The organism is Terriglobus sp. RCC_193, assembly GCF_041355105.1.
Classification (GTDB): domain Bacteria; phylum Acidobacteriota; class Terriglobia; order Terriglobales; family Acidobacteriaceae; genus Terriglobus.
The window spans coordinates 918,426-936,027 of record NZ_JBFUPK010000002.1 but is presented as its reverse complement, the minus strand read 5'-3'; the positions used below and the strand labels follow the sequence as shown (position 1 = coordinate 936,027).

The following is a 17,602-nucleotide window of genomic DNA, read 5'->3' as shown; positions in this document are numbered from 1 at the left end:
CCGCTGCATCTTTGGATGCAGCGGCGCTTCTTTGTTCCTGATGCAGTCAGTCCATGTGCTCCACGCTGCAGCGTGGAGCAACAAAAGCGATGCGGAGAGCCAAAGCTCTCCGCATCGCTTCTCTTCCGGGGGAGTGCGTTAGAAGTTCAGTTTGAGCTTGAACTCGGTGGTGCGGGCAGCGCCCACGTTGTAGGTTCCCGAACCGCGCTGAATACGATCTGCGTTCAGCGTGGCGTAGTTGTTCGGTCCGGTTAGGTAGCCTGTGGTGGTGTTTACGGGACCACCAGCAGAATTCTGGTTCAGCAACACGCCGCTGATGTTATTGGTGAAGTTCGAGAAATTACCGATGTTGTAGAAGTCGATTTCTGGTTCCAGCGTAATTCCTTCACGAAGCTTCGCGAGCGGAATCGGATAAGAGAAGCTGGCGTCCAGAGACCGAGTGGTCGAATTGGGCAATGCGACGGGTGATGCCGATGTCGCAATGGGCTGGATCGTAGCACCCATCGATGTGAGCTGGGCTTGGGTCAGGATGCCTGCACTTACCAGGGCCTGGCCGGCCGGTGTCAGCTTACCTGCGTAAGCGCTGTTGAAGTTATTGACGTAGCCCGCAATACCCTTCGGTCCAATGCGGCGCATGTAGTCTCCCGGCAGAGTTCCCGGAGCCAGATCGCCAATGCTGCCGTCACCTGTGAGATCCGTGGTGAAAATGCCGCCTGTGGAATTAGAGGCATCGAGAAGCAGGTTGCTGGGAGGTGCGGAATAGAAGTGTCCGATCAGACCAATGCGCGGACCATACTTCAACGTTACCGAACCACCGAAGTTGACCTGGTTCTTATGATCCAGACTGTTGCGTCCCATGTACTGGCTCGGGTTGTCATAATCCCACGAACCGGCTGCAAAGAACTGGTCAGAGCCGCCGCCGCTGGAGCTGACAACGCGAGACAGGTTATAAGACACCTGGATATTCGACGACATGATTCCAGGCGCAGGGTGTTGAGCAACCTGACGGAAGACTACCTGCAGAGCGTCATAGCCAGAGCGGCCAATCGGCACCAGGAAGTTGCCATTGCCGAGTAGAGGGTTTGCGCCCGCGAAGGCTGCTCCCGTGTTCGGAGTGTAGCCAGCCGAAGCAGCAGCATAGCCGCTTAGATATTGAGCACCGGAATCGAGACCGTTGCCGGCGAAGTCATCCAGCGTCGCCCCCTGAGCGATGGCACAGTCCGCCTGGGCAGACGTTGTCGTTGCTGCAGAGCAGGCTGAGTAGTTCGCCGCGGTGGCGGCGACTGCGGCACGTGCAGCCGTCGCGTTCAGATAGCGTGCTGCACCCACATGGTTCTGATCGACCCACTGCGAAATCTTGATGGTTGAGTTATGGATATAATCCGCACTCAGAACACCACCCTTGAAGATTTCACGCTGAATACCCGCGTTCCATTGCTGTGAGTACGGACTGCGGAACGCGGTTCCGTAGGGGCCGCCGCTGGTTCCTGTGCCACCGTTGGCTGCAAGCGTCTCACCTAAATATGAGCCGTTTGCAGAAGTGGCATGCTGGCTCGTATTGGCCTGGTAAGCTGCCTGCAGCGCCTGGATATTCGGAGCTGCCGTCGCAAGAGGCTGGCTGCAGAGATCGGAAATGGAGACACCGTTGATCGACGAGACTCGTGTACCATCCGGGAAAGGTACGCTGCTTGAACCGTAGTACGGGCAGATGCCGGCGTCATTAAAGAATGCCCCCGTCTTGATCAGTGTGGTGCGAGCATTCGTGGTGTTGTTCATCACGTCGCCCTCATAGAAGAGGCCATAACCCACACGGAGAACCGTCTTCTTATCCGGAAGCTGGTACACCATGCTGATCTGGGGAGCAAAATTTGCGTATGGCTGGTGCGTCTTCGCCGCCGTCCAGTTCGAGTTCCAGAGCTGCGTCAGAGGCGTGGTTCCGGCCAGACCGCTGCAAGGATTGAGGCTACCGCTAAAGACACTCGTATCGAGATCTGCGCAGGTCGGAAGCGTCAGGTCCTGATTTGCACGTTGCGTATCCAGTGTCCAGCGAACACCCGCGTTAAATGTGAAGCTCGGGGTAACCTTCCAGCTATCCTGCAGGTACGCGCCATTACGCCAATCGAAAACACCGCCACCAGGAAGTCCGAAGCCATTCTTCTCGGTGAAATAGCCCTGGCCATTGCCAAGGATAATACCCGAAGCAGAATACCCATGCAGCGGATCCGAAGCGCAAGATGCTGCACCGGAAACACCATTGCAGTTAGCCAGCAGGCTGTCTGCACCGATACGGACACGTGGGCTGAGACCAAAGAAGGCCGCGAAACCTCCGCCAAGAATGCGGTTCAGGCTATAGCCGTAACGGATGTTGTGCGAACCCTTGGTCCACGATCCGTCATAACGGAGCTGCTTGTCCGATTGGAACGTGCCCTGCGGAGCAAGGTAGTTCGGACCGGAGTACAGATGCTGCGTTGCGTAGTAGAACGTCAGCCCCGGAATGCCGTTGTACAGCGCTGGGTTGCTGCTGCTGTCCGTGATCAGGTTGTGGAACTTTTCATACGAACCACGGAAAGAGTGTGTGAACTTACCGCCGCCGCTGGTAAAGTCGGCACCCGCCGCAAGCCCAGGCGTGTTGTCGCGGTTGGCATAGAGCCAGTAGCCGTCACCATAGTTGGAAGCTACCGAATTCACGTTGTAGTTCGCGCGGACGAAGAAGTGCGCTCCCCAGGGGCCGTTGTAATCCAAACGAATCGTGGAATAAGTCTCGCGGTAGGGCGTTGGAATCGTCGGGTTCGCAGCAGAGATCGCTGTAAACAGAGAACCCAGCGATGCAACCGCCGAGGAGTCCTGCTTGATGCGTTCTGCATTCGCGAAGAAGAACAGCTTGTCTTTGATGATCGGTCCGCCGATGCTGCCACCGAACTGGTTGCGCTGGAAGGGAGCGTCGAAGCCATTCTGTGCGCGGGCAAACAATGCGCGGTGATCCTGGAACTGATAGAACGCCTGGCCGTGGAATGAGTTGGTGCCGCTATTCGTAGACACCAGGACCTGGCCGGTGGAAGTTAGCTCACCCGATACGTCCTGCGTGGAACGGTTGAGCTGGAACTCATTAATAGCGCCCTGCGACACATTGAAAATCGTGGTACCCACGGTTTCGTCCGTGATGTCCTGTCCATCCAGAAGGATGCGGGTCGTACGACCGGAAACACCGCCAACCGAGATAGCCGAATAACCAGCCTTGGTGGGATCGAACGATTCGCCCGACTGCAGGATGACGCCCGGTTCAATCTGCGCAAGATCAAGGAAGTTACGTCCATTAATCGGCAGCGTGTCAATCTGCTGCTTCGTGATCACGTCCGAAACGCCACCCTGATCCGTGTTGATCTGGACTTCACCTGCGCTCACGCTGATCTCAGTGGAAGACTGACCGATATTCAGCTTGAAGCTGCCAGGCGTGGCCGTACCGGTGCGCACAACTGTCTGAACGGTCGTTGTCTGAAACCCGGGAGCTGTCACGGTCAGAGCGTACTTACCGGGGTTCAACGGTCCAATTTGGTAGAAGCCGGACTTGTCAGTAGTCAGGTCACGCTTAAAACCGGTTTCAAGGTTCGAAATAGAGATCGCGGCACCACCAACCACTGCGCCCGAAGGATCAGTGATCGTGCCGCTGATAGCACCACCGTTAACCGAGATGGCCTGCGCCAAAGCAGTAGGAGATAGCATCACCGGAACACCGGCGAAAGTGACCGCAGCCAAAGCTAGACGGACAAATTGTTTCTTCATCAATGAGTATCCTCAAAAGAGATGTCGTGAGCGGGACCTAGGCCTTACGGCCCAACAATCCAAAACGGGGAAAGTGTTCGACACGACATATTGCACGAGGTGTACCAATCCGATCGAAACCGGATGTATGGCAAGTTATGACGCTAATTGACGTAAACAGCGCCATGATTGCAACCTGATATATCTACTTTTTCATAGAAGTTTCTTGGGAATTACATATCTTCAAGATGTGAATAGCCTGCGCCGCTATGCGCAAGAAAGGGTCTCGCAGATGGCCATTCAAGTTATGTTGCTTTCTGTGCGCCCGGGCGCAGCACATCACTCCGCGCTTGAAATCGTTGCGAAGGATTACCTGCAACGTTGCGGCAAAACCCTTCCCGCAATGGCGCGTGTTTTTCGTACGGAAAAGATGCTGATGGAATTTGTACGTGATGAAAAACACGTGGGTGCAGCTTTGTTCTGGATCGCTGATCTCGGCGGTAAATCACTGGACTCTGTCGCATTTGCTGAACGCATTCGCGAAGCGCGTGATAACGGTATTCGCCGGTTCATGTTAGCCATCGGTCCCGCAGACGGCTGGTCAGACGAAGCACGAAAGGCGGCAGACCTTCGGTTATCGCTGGGCGCAATGACACTGCCGCATGAACTGGCATGGCTGGTGTTGTCAGAACAGATCTATCGCACATCCACCATCCTGCAAGGGCATCCGTATCATCTGGGCCATTAATCCATGACAGACACAGGCACACAGCGGCAGGGGCTGCTGATCATTCACACCGGCGCAGGCAAGGGCAAAACCACAGCCGCACTGGGCACCGCCATGCGCGCCGCGGGCAATGGTATGCGCGTTCTGGTGTTGCAGTTTTTGAAAGGCTCGTGGCACTACGGCGAACTGGATGCCGCGGAACGCTTTGGTGGCGATCTCATCATCCGACAGATGGGTCGTGGCTTTGTGAAAGTGGGCGGCGCGGAAACTGATCCCGAAGACCTGCGCATGGTGCAGGAAGCGTGGCAGGAAGCAATCCGCGAAATGCATTCCGGCGAATGGGACCTGATCGTGCTTGACGAAATCAACTACGCGATTGGCTACGACATGCTCGACGCACAGGCAGTGGCAGATGCGCTGAAAGAAAGGCCGCAGATGCTGCATGTCATCCTGACCGGACGCAATGCACATCCATTCTTAGTAGAGCTTGCGGACACGGTCACAGAGATGCGTGAGGTGAAGCATGCCTATACACGCGGCATCCTGGCGCAGCGCGGCATTGAATTCTGACAGATACAGTTGCTCTTACCGTCTTCGGAACAGTACAGTCTCCGGTATGCGTTTCAGATTTCTGACTGCCTTTGCTCTCGCGGCGTTTGCCGCTGTGCCTTCCTATGCTGCCGGACCAGCGAAAAAACCCTCAGCTCAACCGAACACCGCATCGCTTGCCGTGCATGTACACGCTGACATGGATTTCCTTGCCAGCGATACGCTGCATGGCCGCGGCAGCCTGACGCGCGATGAGCATCTTGCCGCACAATACTGCGCGACTGTATTCGAGGGACTTGGTCTGAAACCTGCGGGCGACGACGGCACTTTTCTGCAGAAGATTCCGGTCGATCTGACATCGCGCATGAATGATCGCATGAAGCAGCGCATGGCCACCTTTGAAGACACATCGCGTACGGAAACATGGAACGCCATCGCCACGCTGCCCGGCAGCGATCCGAAGCTGAAGAGTGAGGTCATTCTGCTGACCGCGCATCTCGATCATCTGGGCATGTTGAAAGAGCCGAAGAACGGCGATGCGATCTACAACGGCGCAGACGATGATGCCAGCGGCACTACCGCTGTGCTGAATCTCGCTCGCACACTCGCCGCAGGCAAAGCGCCCAAGCGCACCATTGTCTTCGCCCTTTTTGGCAGCGAAGAGATGGGCGGATATGGCGCGCGCGGTTTCCTGGCGCATCCGCCGGTGCCGCTGGAATCGCTGGTGGCAAACCTGGAGTTTGAGATGATCGGACGCCCCGATGCCGCTGTGAAGGAAGGCACGCTGTGGCTTACCGGCTATGAGCGCAGCAACCTGGGGCCTGAACTGGCGAAGCACGGCGCGAACATTGTGGCTGATCCGCACCCCAAGGAACAATTCTTCATGCGCAGCGATAACATTGCGCTGGCACGACAGGGCATCATTGCGCAGACCGTTTCTTCCTTTGGCCTGCACACGGATTACCACCAGCTTTCTGACGAGTTGAAGACCATCGACTTCGCGCACATGACCGCCGCGATTGCCTCTATGGAAGGCCCTGTACGCTGGCTGGCGGACACCACGTGGAAGCCAACGTGGAACCCCGGCGGCAAACCCGACGCAAACACCACGCGCCGCCCACCCACACAGTAATAAGGAACGTCAACACGAAAAGGGCGCGGCTTCGGCTGCGCCCTTTTCTTTTGCAATGCAACGAGCCCATCGAATTATTTGGTAACAAAACGAACTATTCTTTGCGCAGCGGTGGTATATCTTGCAGTACCGCTGTTCCAATCTACTTTGCGTGAGGGGTAAATCCCTTGTTGCAGCTTCCCGTCCGAATGCGTCTGAAGCGAATCGCCGCCGTTGTCTGCGGTGCGACTTCGATTGCAGTGATTGTGCTGGCCACCATGGGCCAGTACGGTGGCGCTCCCGCGTGGTGGGAGGCAGGCAGCAATGAACGCATGCCTTTCTCATCGGTCTTTAAGGACAGCAGCGGCGATCTGCTCATCTACAACACGGCGGGCGACCTCACCTCCGGACAGCATCCCTTCTTTCGCCCGCTGGGCACCAACGGACGCGGATGCATTACATGCCACCAGCTTTCCAATGGCATGAGTGTGACGCCAGAGAAACTGCAGGAACGCTGGCTGCAAACCACCGGACACGACGCAGTCTTTGCCGCGGTGGATGGATCCAACTGCCCAGACCTGCCGCAGAATGATCGCGCCTCGCATTCGTTGCTGCTGGAAAAGGGACTCTTCCGCATTCAGCAACAATGGCCCGCCGAAGGTGTCACGCCAGAGTTCCGCATGGAAGTAATGCGCGATCCTACGGGTTGCAATAGTGGCAGAACATACGGCCTGCATGCCGCGTATCCTTCCGTATCCATCTACCGCAGACCGCGCATGGCGGCGAACCTGCGCTATCTGGAAGCAGCAGACGCGTTCACCGCAGACAGTCGCGCCACCACGCTGGAAGCGCAGGCGCAGGACGCCTTTCACAAACACATGCAGGGCAATGGCAACATCTCTGCCGAAGACATGCAAAGCATCGTTGCCTTTGAACGACAGGTCTTTGTCTCGCAGGGGCATGACGATACCGGCGGCGACATCTCCAGCTTTGGCGCGCCTGCGCTGCTTGGCTCATGGAACCTGGCACGCGCAGCCGCTTTGCCTGATGGCAATGGCATGACACTTACCCATTGGGCAGGCAACTCCAGCACACCGGAAAATGAGTTCCGACATTCCGTGGAACGCGGCAGCGCTGTCTTCTCTTCACGCACCTTTGCCATTACGCAGACAGCCAATCTGAAGAACGGCAATGCCACACAGGGAACCTGCGCCACCTGTCACAGCGAACGCCGCACCGGCGCAGCCACCACGCAGGCATGGATGGATATTGGAACATCATCGCTTCCGTGGGCTGGCGATCAGAAAGACCTGCCGCTATTCAAGATCACCTGCAATGCAAAGGCGACGCCGCATCCCTACCTGGGTCGCGTGATTTACACGAATGATCCGGGACGAGCATTGATCACAGGCAAATGCGCCGACGTGGGTTCGTTGGTGATGCAGCAACTTCGCGCATTGCCTGCGCGTGCTCCATACTTCACCGCGGGTTCAGCGAAGAACCTGCGTGCCGTGGTGGATTTCTACGACCGCCGTTATCAAGCGCATTACACCGAACGCGAGAAACAGGACCTGGTGAACTTTCTCAGCGTGCTTTAGCGTTGGATGCGTTCTTGCAGATTGCTCTTCACTGCCATCAGCTTCTGCACCAGCGGATGCTCCATAGCGTCCTCCTGCAACTGCTCAGACATGCTCTGCCACACCATGCGATTCTCTTCCTCGCTGAGGCGAATTTTTACGGCATTCTGGTAGCGGTTGCCCTGAATGTCCTCCGCATGAATGATCAGCAGGACCTCTTCCCAGTCCTTGCCCGCAGCCATGCGATGTTCAAAATCGATTAGTTCTTCACCACCCGCACCAAGTACCTCAACATGCGAGTTCTCTTCAAAGTGCTTTGGCGGTGCAATGAAGCCGGGTCTGCGCGGAATGCCATCCGCCGCCGTGCTGCGACGCGCAACCCAGCGGCAGAGGTTCAACGCAGGCCCGTGGCCCACATTGCGCAGTTGCACCTCGACCTCTTCTCCAAACCGCTGCACCCCGATCACCTGCACCAGCGGTCGCTGCGATGCGCGCATCGTAGCCTCAGTAGCTACCATCATGCGTCGGGTATAGCGCGTGTAGTAATACACGATGAGCAGAGTGAGGATATTGCCCCAGGCCGCCACCTGGCTCGATCCAATAAACAACCACTCGAAGAATCCTTCGAGATCTTTCAGGCTGGGCAGCATTCGGGCAGTTTAGCGCAAATGCGCTCTTTCTCGAAGCTAAGGACTTTCCATATCAGTAATTCAGGCACGCGATAAGCTCCGCAACCGCTGGCATGCCTCATCCAGATCGGCATCGCGCTTGCCAAAGCAGAAACGCAGCAGGTTCTCACCGCCACCTTTGCGAAAGAATGCAGAACCAGCCACAGCCGCAACACCCGTGCGCGCTAATAAATCACGCGCCTTCTCTGCCGCAGTGGCGCCATGCAGCGGTGTGGCATCCGCAACGATGTAATACGCCCCATCCGGTATGTGCGGCGTAAGCCCGGCATCCTGCAACGCTGCTACGGTCTGTGCACGTTTGCGATCATGTTCCGCGGCAAGATCGGTATAAAACGATGGCGGCAACAACTCTAGCCCCGCAGCACAACCATGCTGAAACGGCGCAGGCGCGCAGATGTACACCGTATCGGAGAAAAAACCAATCGCGGGTATCCACTTCGCATCGGCAATCAAAAAACCCACGCGCCATCCTGTCACGCTGTATGTCTTCGAAAAGCCAGAGATGGTAACCGTGCGTTCCTTCATTCCCGGCAGCGTCGCGATGCTGATGTGCGTGTGTCCGGGATAGATGAAGTGTTCATAGATCTCATCGGAGAGCACAAACAAATCCTGCTCAATCGCGATGTCTGCAATCGCCTGCAGCTCAGCGCGTGTGAAGACCTTGCCGCACGGATTCGACGGCGTATTCAGCACAATGGCGCGTGTCTTCGGCGTAATCGCTGCACGCAGCGCATCCACATCCAGCGCCCACGTGCCATACTCCAGCGGCGCAATCACCGGCTCCAGTCCCAGGCCACGCAGAGTGTAGATGTGGTAGCCATACATTGGCTCAAACAGGATGACTTCATCACCGGGATCAAGCAGTCCGCGCGCCGCGCAATAAAACGCGCCGGTAGCTCCACTGGTGATGAGCACTTCGTGCTCCGGGTCGACAGGTATACCGTTGCGTCGCGACCAGTCCGCCGCCACGGCATCACGCAGACGCGCAATTCCATCCAGCCGCGTGTAGATGTTGAAGCCTGCGTCCATCGCGGCCTTCGCGCCTTCCATCACAACCGCAGGCACGTCTGTATCGCAGATGCCCTGCGACATGTTGATGCCGCCCACCTGTTCACACAACACGCTCATAGCTCGGATTTCGCTTTGCACTGTGATGGGCGCCGATGCGCTGGTTCGCAGCTTGCTCATGCAGCCAATCTTAGCGTTTCGCCGGATGTTGTTACAGTGCCGCGGTCATCCTTTGCAGGACTTTCTGTGTGGAAGCCGCATGCGAACCAAGTTGGAGGCTGGTTTCTTCATGGACCCTCTGCCATAACGGCTGGGCCTTCGCCAACTTCCTGCGCCCGGCTGCTGTCAGCGAGTAGTCGACCTGACGCGCATCTTCCGAAGCACCCTTAGCCACAACAAGACCGGCTTCGATCATGCCGCGAAGATTGCGCGACAGGGTCGTCTTATCCACCGCAAGCCTCTGCGCCAGCACGCGTCCGCTGCAACGGCCCACGGCGTGCAACACGCTGAGTGTTTCAAACTGAGCCGACGTAAGCTCCGCAGGCGCCAGCGCCGCGTCATACTTCGCAGTAAGCAGGCGGGAAATGCGGCGCGCCTCCGCGCAATAACAGAACACCGTTTCACTTCTCCTTAGGAAGAAGGTAATTCAACGGGCTCAGCGGTCCCACCGGAATCAGATCGAACTTCATGATGCCCGCGACGCCCAGCGGCAACTTCTCCAGAAGACTGTGCGCTTCCTCGGTGCTGGTAACATTCATCAGAAACACCACACCACGCTGGTCCTTACGCACATACCACTGGTCAATCTTGCCGCTCAGGTACAGACGCACCGTATCCGAAACTTCCTGTGGCATGATGTTCGCCGCACCGCCAGCAGCAGTGCTGACGACACTGCCAATAGCAATCACCTTCGTTGTAGGTACAGCGGGAACAGATGGAGCCTGCGCAGATGCGAGCCCACCAAGAACAAAAAGCAACCCTAAAATACCCTGAAGTAATCGCACGCATCCCTCCGGCCAATCTCTCTTGCATATTGGTTGTATATACAACCAATATGTATCGTCAAGAGAATTCAGCGTCGCGACTTCATCGATGACTCAGGAGGGGGATACGGTCCCTTGATGAAACAGTATCTGCCAGCCCTGCTCAGCCTGTCGCCAGAGCGTGGAGCGCAACGTCACGCGTTCCTGCTGCTGTAGCCGATATGTCAGCAGAAAAGTGTCCGCAGCAAGACAGCGGACCGCATGATCAGAGGTGACCCAGCAGGCTTCCTCCGCATCTACCGGCGGCGCAGAAGCCAGATGCTTCAGGATGAAAGCGCGATCATAACGTGCGCCAGAGGCGCCGATCTCCCAGTAATCATCCACCATGCGCCGCGCAAAATCATCCAACGTCACGCCAAAGGCGCGGGTGTGAAAGATGGGCTCCAGCATGCACAACTCTTCAAGGACGGAGGCGACGTCCGGCTGCTCTTCCATCGCTCTCATGCAAACTCGAGCATCACTTCGTCGATGTAACACCAGCCCCAGTCTTCACCGGGCTCAATCGACTGGATGATGGGATGGTTCGTCGCGTGAAAGTGCTTGGTAGCATGTTTCCCTACCGACTGATCGCAGCAACCCACATGACCGCACGTAAGGCACATGCGCAGATGCACCCACCGCCCGCCAATCTTCAGGCATTCTTCACAACCATTCGTGTTGGGGGAGACATCGTTGATCTGGTCGGTATGTGTGCAATGCGCCATAAACACCCCTTACTGGCGTAACTGTACCAGCGTCGCGCCTTGTCCGCCTTCGTTATACGGTGGCTCTTCAATGCTGGTCACATGCGGATGTTTGCGCAGGTAATCGCGCAGGCTGCGACGAAGAATTCCCATGCCCGTGCCGTGCACCACACGCACCATTTGCCGACCCGCAAGAAATGCCTGATCGAGAAAACGTTCTACTTCATCACGAGCCTCATCCGCAGTGCGGCCAATGACGTTGATCTCACCCGGCACCATATCCGGCTCACGCGCCACCACCTTAATGCCGCGCTTCTGCGCATGCTGAATCGGCGACTGCCGCGGCGCGGGCACGGTGACATGCGCAATGTCATCCTTCGGCACACGCATTTTCATTGGGCCAATCGACACTTCATACGTGCGGTCGTCAATGATGCGCTCCACCTTGGCATCGCGCCCCATCGACTTCAGCCGCACCATGTCGCCTGCGCTCACAGACTGCACCACGTGCGGCTGCGCTGCGGGGTCTTTCTTATCCGCACCGGAGACATGCGCCACAACCGTTTGATTGAAGCTCTCCTGAAACTCACGCTTCAAACGCGCAACGCGGCGGTCGGCTTCAGCATTGGCCTTCACCTTCGCGCCCTTGTCCTCAATGGACTTCACGCTCTCGCGCATCTGGTACTCAAACTCTTTCATCAACGATGCGAGTTTGCCTTCCAGTTCGCGTGCGCGCTTATGCTGCTCATTCTTGCCTTCGGCTTCCAGGTGGCGCTTCTCGCGCTCCACTTCCATCTCGCGCAGGCGCAGGTCATTGCGCTCTTTGGCAACCGCCGTAAGCTGCGTGTGAAGCTCATCGAGAAAGCGTGCAATGTCCGCAGACTGCGTCGTCACTGAAGCACGCGCAGCCCTGATGATCGACGCCTCAAGCCCGAGCCGCTCCGCAATATTGATACCGCTCGACGCGCCGGGAACCCCCATGCGCAATTCGTAAGTCGGCGCCAGCGTGCGTTCATCAAACCCAACTGCGGCATTCGCCACACCCGCATGTTTGGCCGCGTAAATCTTCAACGACGTGAGATGCGTTGTGATGATGCTCCACGCGCCCAGCGTCAGGAAGCGTTCGCTGATGGCAACGGCCAGCGCTGCACCCTCTTCCGGATCGGTCGCCGAACCAAGCTCATCCAGCAGCACCAGCGCGCGGTTATCCGCCTCGCGCGCAATCTCATTCACATGCGAGATGTGCGCGGAGAACGTAGACAGGTTGCGCTCAATCGACTGCGCATCACCAATATCTGCGTACACACCAGAGAAGATCGGCAATCGTGCGTTCGATGCAGGAACAGGCAATCCTGCCTGCGCCATCAACGCCAGCAAGCCAACCGTCTTCAACGCAACCGTCTTACCGCCAGTATTCGGACCACTGATGATGAGCTGCTTCGCCACACCCGGCAGGCTGAGCGTTAACGGAACGATCTTGGCACGTTCCTCGCGCATGCGCAGTTGCAACAGTGGATGACGCGCGGATTCAAGACTCAACGCGGCATCGTCACCATGTGGCTTGCCGTCTGTGAAGACAGGTCGTACACAATCCAGCTCCTGCGCAAAGCGAGCATAGGCAAAATGCGCTTCCATCTCCGCAAGCACTTCCGTGGAGCGCGCAATGGAACCCGCCTGCTCGCCCACAGCCTGCGTCATGGCAACGAGAATGCGATGAATCTCCTGCTGTTCTTCATCCAGCAGCCGCACCAGTTCGTTGTTCTGCTCAATGGTCTCCATCGGCTCCACGAACACGGTCTGCCCCGACGAAGAAGTGCCATGAACCACACCCGGCACGCGACGTCGAAACTCCGTCTTCACCGGAATCACAAATCGCTCACCACGAATGGTGATCAGGTCTTCCTGCGCGCCGCCTTCCGCACTGACCGCACGCAACTGGCGACGCAGACTTTCTTCAATCGCCTTGTGCTGCCGCTCCATCTCCTTGCGAATGCGCGCAAGCTCCGGCGACGCAGAATCCGCAAGCGAACCATCCGACTCGATCTTGCCGCTGATCAGTTGCAACAGCCGATAGAAATTCGTCTGCACCACCGGTTCCGAAATAGTCGTCACCGTCGGCCAGCGATCGCGAATCTCATCCGGCGGTTCCGTAATCAGGCTGCGCCAGTCCGCAATATGCTCCGCGAGTTCCGCAATGCGCCGAAGCTCCAGCGGTTCCAGCGATGCATTGGGAATGCGTGCCTTGTCCAGCAGAGTTTTGGCGTCGAAGATGCCATGAAAGCTGAACGCCCCACCCGCAATCAGAAAGAGACGTATCTCCGCAGTTACGGTCTGTGCACGTTCGATCGTCTGCAGGTCGCGCGTAGGTTCCAGCGCCAGCACGCGGGCGCGTCCCAGGGGAGACTGTGTTCGGGTTGCGAGATGCTCCCGCAGGCGCGGCCATTCCAGCGCGGCGGGGCTTGTCTGACGCATCAAAGTAGGTTCTGCCACATATCCATTGTATTTCGCCTACCGAAATATGGAGGCCTCAGGAGGCCCTGAACATAGGAGTTAAAGGCTTCTTTCGTAATCGGTAAAAATCTATGAAATTCCGTATAGTTACCGATAACTAATTTTCAGTAAAAAGCGTTTCTATCTCTTGACTATTGATAATCCGCACCGGTAGAACGCGTAGGGCTTAAGTTCGACAGGGATAAGCGTTACGAACCAGCTCTTCTGTTTCACTTGGAGGCACTATGTACCAAAGACACCACCTCGTGAGGACGCTCCTTGCGACCTCACTGGCAATTCCTCTTGCACTGAGCGCAGTCGGACAGTCCGACAGCACCTCAGTCTCAGGCGCTGTAACCGATGCATCGGGAGCGCTCCTGCCCAACGCGAAGGTGACCCTTCGTAACGAGGCTACTGGCACTGAGAACACAGTTACCAGCAACGCCAGCGGTCAGTACACCATTCCTAACGTTCGCCCCGGCACCTACACCGTAACGGTGGAAGCCAGCGGATTCCAGACGTACAAGACAAGTGGTGTGCAAGTCGACGCCTCGATCGCCAAGCGCGTGGACGCGCCGATGAAGATCGGTGACACGAACAGCAGCGTGGTTGTGGAAGCCAACACAAACACCGTGCAGACCGAATCGGCCGTTCTGGGCCAGCTTGTCACCCAGGAGCAGGTCAAGAGCATTCAGCTGAATGGTCGTAACCCGCTCTTCCTTGCCCAGATGGAACCCGGCGTTATCCGCACTACGCCCATGGCGAACTTTTCCTTCGGCCTGGACAACGGCATCTACATCGGCGGTGCGCGTAACCAGGGCGCATTGATTACACTGGACGGCGCCCCCATGGTGCGTACCCGTTCCAACGGTACGTCCGTTGGTACCGCGGACGTGGACTCCACCTCACAGGTGCAGGTTCTCTCCAGCGCCTATCCGGCAGAGTATGGCCGTTCCGATGGCGGCCAAGTTCGTATTGTTCCCAAGAGCGGCACCTCGGACTTCCACGGAACGATCTACGAGTACCTGCGTAACAACTTCTTCAATGCCAACACCTGGCAGCGTAAAACGGCTGCCGCCACGAAGGCTCATCCCGCAGCCTTCCGTTACAACCAGTACGGTTTCAACCTGAACGGCCCTGTCTACATCCCTGGCCACTGGAACAAAGACAAGAGCAAGCTCTTCTTCCTTTTTGGCCAGGAGTATGTCAGCTATACCGCAGATGACACGGTCTTCCGCGTGGTACCGTCCAACCTGATGCGCACGGGTGACTTCAGCGAACTGCTGAACGCCAATATCTATGGCTATGCTGCTGGCACCAGAATCAAGGTTCCTGGGACCTCAACCTTCTATCCCAATAACGTCATCACAGGCGGCCTTAGTCCAAATGGCCTCGGGCTCCTGAGGGCATTCCCGGCTCCTAATCTGGTTGGCAACTCCCAGTTCAACTGGGTGGATGCCGCTGCGGCGCCACAGCGGCAGCGTAAAGACACCCTAGTGGTGGATTACGTTCCGGCAGATGCACACCGTATCCGCGTCACCATCCTGAACTATGCCTTCAAGCAGACCTCTCCACACAACGGCAACTTCAACATGCTGCCGCAGAAGTGGAACCGTCCGAACCAGGTAGCTGTGGTGCACTACTCCTGGACCATCAATCCCACCATGGTGAACGAAGCCATCGCTTCTGCGGCTTCCGATCACGTGACCATCGGCGTGGATACTTCCAGCGGTCTGTATGACCGTACTAAGTACGGCATCAACTATCCCTACCTGTTCGGTTCCGCAACAAAGGATCTGCCGAATAAGTTTCCCACCGTGCAGCTTGGCGGCACCGGCGGCAACGGTGCTGGTCAGTTCACGCTGATGGATGGTACGCCCTATCCATCGAAGTCGGGGGGTATTGTCTACACCTTTGCAGACAACCTGACGAAGGTCTGGGGCAACCACACGGTGAAGTTCGGAGCCTCTGCAGAGTATGCTGGCGAAAACAACAAGGATCAGATCACCGTATCGAACACACCGGGTTCCACAAATAACCAGAACGGTCGATTCAACTTCTTTGACTCCAATCGCTCAGATAGCACTGGCGTTGGTGCAGCAAACGCAGCCCTGGGTCTGTTCGATACCTATGCAGAAATCGGCCAACGTTCCTACACGCTGTATCGTGCCTGGTCGTACGACGCCTTCGCGCAGGACAGCTGGCACGTAACACCGAACCTGGTGATCGAAGCCGGTATCCGCTACAGCTACTACAATCCGTACTACGCGAAGTGGGGCAACCAGTCCGTCTTCAGCCCAAAGGATTACAGCGCGGCAAATGCAGCCACGGTGGATCCCAGGACTGGTTTCGTAACGGGCACTCCGCAGCAGATCTACAACGGTGTTGTGATCCCCGGCAGCGGTTTCCCCTCGGCTGCGAATGGGCACGTGAATGCTGACATTCTTGCGAACGGATATTCCTTCCTGTTCCGCGGATACGATCGTCAGTACTCGCCCACGGTGAAGACAAACTTCCAGCCGCGCTTCGGTATCACCTACCAGGTGAAGCCGGGTACGGTAATCCGTGGCGGTGGTGGCCGTTACGTCCAGCGCCTGGGTATCACGGATAACGTCTTTACCGGTGGTAACGCGCCGTTCCAGCCAGCAGCTGCCGTATCGACAGGTAGCGTCGATAACCCTGGTGGTGGCGGTCTTACTAACAACTATCCGCAGCTGTACTCTTCGCAGGCTTATAACTATCCAAGCCCCGAAGCATATAACTGGAACTTGACGGTAGACCAGGAACTGAAGTCTCTCGGCATTCTCACCATCTCGTATGGTGGCCGTCGTGGTATTCACCTGGAAGAACTGCTGAACATCAATCAGCTTCCTACAAACGCTCTGTACCTACCCTCGGCTCTGATTCCTAACACCAACACAGCCGCTAATACCGATTCGCTCCGTCCTTATAAGGGCTATAACGCGATCAACCAGGCAACAAATGCCGGTGCATCGTCCTACCACTCGCTGCAGGTTAACCTCCGTCGCCGCCTGACCAATGGTCTATTGTTCGGTGTGGCGTACACCTGGTCGAAGTCGCTTGACTTCGGTTCGACCAACGGCACCAAGCTGCCCAATACGTATGACATGAAAGGCATGTGGGGTCGTTCGGACTTTGATCGTCGCCACGTGTTCCTGGCGAACATTGTGTACAACATCGACCAGTTCAATCATTCCTCGCACTTCATCAATCGTGCGGTGCTTGGTCACTGGCAGGTGTCAGGCACGTTACAGGGACAGACAGGCGCTGGGCTGAGCGTAACCACCTCCACGGACTTCGCGGGTGTGGGCTCCGGCTCCGGTAGCCAATTTGTTCCGCTGGTATCACAGGTGAAGGTAAACAAGGCATTCGCGGGACAAACTGGAACCAGCACATGGTTTGATCCGTCTGCCTACGCTGCGAACAACAGCGGAGCGGCATACAGCTGCCCCACGTCGGAACAGCTGGCCGGCGCTTCCTCAGCATCCAATGTTCCAACAGGACGCTCGACCGCCCTGCTCACCTGCAAGCATTTCGGATATGCCGGTACGTTCACACCTCGCGGTGCTCGTAACGTAATCAGTGGACCTGGCTTCCAGAGCTACAACATGGCTGTGAACAAGAGCTGGGTACTCATCCCCGGTCACGAGAGCACAGCCCTGACGTTCCGCGCAGAAGCCTTCAACCTGGCCAACCACCCCACGCCAGACAACCCGGACACGAACTACACCTCCGGCACGTTTGGACGGAGCACAACCAAGGGCGGCACCTATGGCATGGATCGTCAGTTCCAGTTCAGCCTGCGTGCATCCTTCTAACTTCAATCAACTCCTGTAATGCTTTCGGGCTCCGCTTCGGCGGGGCCCGATTTCTTTGTCCGCTTGTAGGGTCGCGGGGAGTGTAGACAGTATGTAGACCGGCTGAAGTCCTTCGTTTTCTTTGGTG

Annotated in this window: 13 protein-coding genes; 5 read left to right on the top strand and 8 right to left on the bottom strand. The window is 57.0% G+C overall.

Annotated features, from left to right (window positions below):
- Positions 1-138: 138 nt before the first annotated feature.
- A complete protein-coding gene (locus AB6729_RS12720; RefSeq protein ID WP_371081996.1) occupies positions 139-3,780 on the bottom strand; it encodes a carboxypeptidase regulatory-like domain-containing protein in 3,642 nt (1,213 codons plus the stop codon).
- A 271-nt stretch (positions 3,781-4,051) separates the two neighbouring features.
- Here AB6729_RS12720 and AB6729_RS12715 point away from each other — a divergent pair, with 271 nt between their 5' ends.
- The 4 genes from AB6729_RS12715 (at position 4,052) to AB6729_RS12700 (ending at position 7,744) form a co-directional block, all read left to right on the top strand.
- Entirely contained in the window at positions 4,052-4,507 is a 456-nt protein-coding gene (locus tag AB6729_RS12715; RefSeq protein WP_371081995.1) for a 23S rRNA (pseudouridine(1915)-N(3))-methyltransferase RlmH, read from the top strand.
- A 3-nt stretch (positions 4,508-4,510) separates the two neighbouring features.
- Positions 4,511-5,056, top strand: a complete 546-nt coding sequence (gene cobO / locus AB6729_RS12710; protein WP_371081994.1) for a cob(I)yrinic acid a,c-diamide adenosyltransferase — start codon at positions 4,511-4,513, stop codon at positions 5,054-5,056.
- Positions 5,057-5,102: 46 nt separating this feature from the next.
- Complete coding sequence (locus AB6729_RS12705) at positions 5,103-6,167, top strand: M20/M25/M40 family metallo-hydrolase (RefSeq protein WP_371081993.1); 1,065 nt, start codon at positions 5,103-5,105, stop codon at positions 6,165-6,167.
- 188 nt (positions 6,168-6,355) lie between these two features.
- Positions 6,356-7,744 (top strand): hypothetical protein, encoded by a 1,389-nt coding sequence (locus tag AB6729_RS12700; RefSeq protein ID WP_371081992.1) that lies wholly within the window; start codon positions 6,356-6,358, stop codon positions 7,742-7,744.
- On the opposite strand, the gene AB6729_RS12695 is transcribed toward AB6729_RS12700, so the two are convergent.
- From AB6729_RS12695 to AB6729_RS12665, 7 genes are all read right to left on the bottom strand, one after another.
- On the bottom strand, positions 7,741-8,331 hold the full coding sequence (locus tag AB6729_RS12695; protein ID WP_371081991.1) for a hypothetical protein: 591 nt from the start codon (positions 8,329-8,331) through the stop codon (positions 7,741-7,743). The genes AB6729_RS12700 and AB6729_RS12695 overlap by 4 nt on opposite strands.
- Positions 8,332-8,433: 102 nt before the next feature.
- On the bottom strand, positions 8,434-9,600 hold the full coding sequence (locus AB6729_RS12690; RefSeq protein WP_371081990.1) for a pyridoxal phosphate-dependent aminotransferase: 1,167 nt from the start codon (positions 9,598-9,600) through the stop codon (positions 8,434-8,436).
- 31 nt (positions 9,601-9,631) lie between these two features.
- Positions 9,632-10,036, bottom strand: coding sequence for a MarR family winged helix-turn-helix transcriptional regulator (locus AB6729_RS12685; protein WP_371081989.1), 405 nt, complete (start codon positions 10,034-10,036; stop codon positions 9,632-9,634).
- 4 nt (positions 10,037-10,040) lie between these two features.
- On the bottom strand, positions 10,041-10,424 hold the full coding sequence (locus AB6729_RS12680) for a hypothetical protein (RefSeq protein WP_371081988.1): 384 nt from the start codon (positions 10,422-10,424) through the stop codon (positions 10,041-10,043).
- A gap of 93 nt (positions 10,425-10,517) precedes the next feature.
- Positions 10,518-10,898, bottom strand: a complete 381-nt coding sequence (locus tag AB6729_RS12675) for a DUF4440 domain-containing protein (protein ID WP_371081987.1) — start codon at positions 10,896-10,898, stop codon at positions 10,518-10,520.
- Between the two features lie 5 nt (positions 10,899-10,903).
- A complete protein-coding gene (locus AB6729_RS12670; protein WP_371081986.1) occupies positions 10,904-11,167 on the bottom strand; it encodes a ubiquitin carboxyl-terminal hydrolase 14 in 264 nt (87 codons plus the stop codon).
- Between the two features lie 9 nt (positions 11,168-11,176).
- Entirely contained in the window at positions 11,177-13,618 is a 2,442-nt protein-coding gene (locus AB6729_RS12665) for an endonuclease MutS2 (protein ID WP_371081985.1), read from the bottom strand.
- Positions 13,619-13,902: 284 nt separating this feature from the next.
- On the opposite strand from AB6729_RS12665, the gene AB6729_RS12660 reads away from it, so the two are divergent.
- Positions 13,903-17,475, top strand: coding sequence for a carboxypeptidase regulatory-like domain-containing protein (locus AB6729_RS12660; RefSeq protein ID WP_371081984.1), 3,573 nt, complete (start codon positions 13,903-13,905; stop codon positions 17,473-17,475).
- Positions 17,476-17,602 lie beyond the last annotated feature (127 nt).

Excerpts from the sequence above, each read along its gene's own strand:
- AB6729_RS12720 (WP_371081996.1), bottom strand. The coding sequence starts at position 3,780 with ATGAAGAAACAATTTGTCCGTCTAGCTTTGGCTGCGGTCACTTTCGCC.
- AB6729_RS12715 (WP_371081995.1), top strand. The coding sequence starts at position 4,052 with ATGGCCATTCAAGTTATGTTGCTTTCTGTGCGCCCGGGCGCAGCACAT.
- cobO (WP_371081994.1), top strand. The coding sequence starts at position 4,511 with ATGACAGACACAGGCACACAGCGGCAGGGGCTGCTGATCATTCACACC.
- AB6729_RS12705 (WP_371081993.1), top strand. The coding sequence starts at position 5,103 with ATGCGTTTCAGATTTCTGACTGCCTTTGCTCTCGCGGCGTTTGCCGCT.
- AB6729_RS12700 (WP_371081992.1), top strand. The coding sequence starts at position 6,356 with ATGCGTCTGAAGCGAATCGCCGCCGTTGTCTGCGGTGCGACTTCGATT.
- AB6729_RS12690 (WP_371081990.1), bottom strand. The coding sequence starts at position 9,600 with ATGAGCAAGCTGCGAACCAGCGCATCGGCGCCCATCACAGTGCAAAGC.
- AB6729_RS12675 (WP_371081987.1), bottom strand. The coding sequence starts at position 10,898 with ATGGAAGAGCAGCCGGACGTCGCCTCCGTCCTTGAAGAGTTGTGCATG.
- AB6729_RS12670 (WP_371081986.1), bottom strand. The coding sequence starts at position 11,167 with ATGGCGCATTGCACACATACCGACCAGATCAACGATGTCTCCCCCAAC.
- AB6729_RS12665 (WP_371081985.1), bottom strand. The coding sequence starts at position 13,618 with ATGCGTCAGACAAGCCCCGCCGCGCTGGAATGGCCGCGCCTGCGGGAG.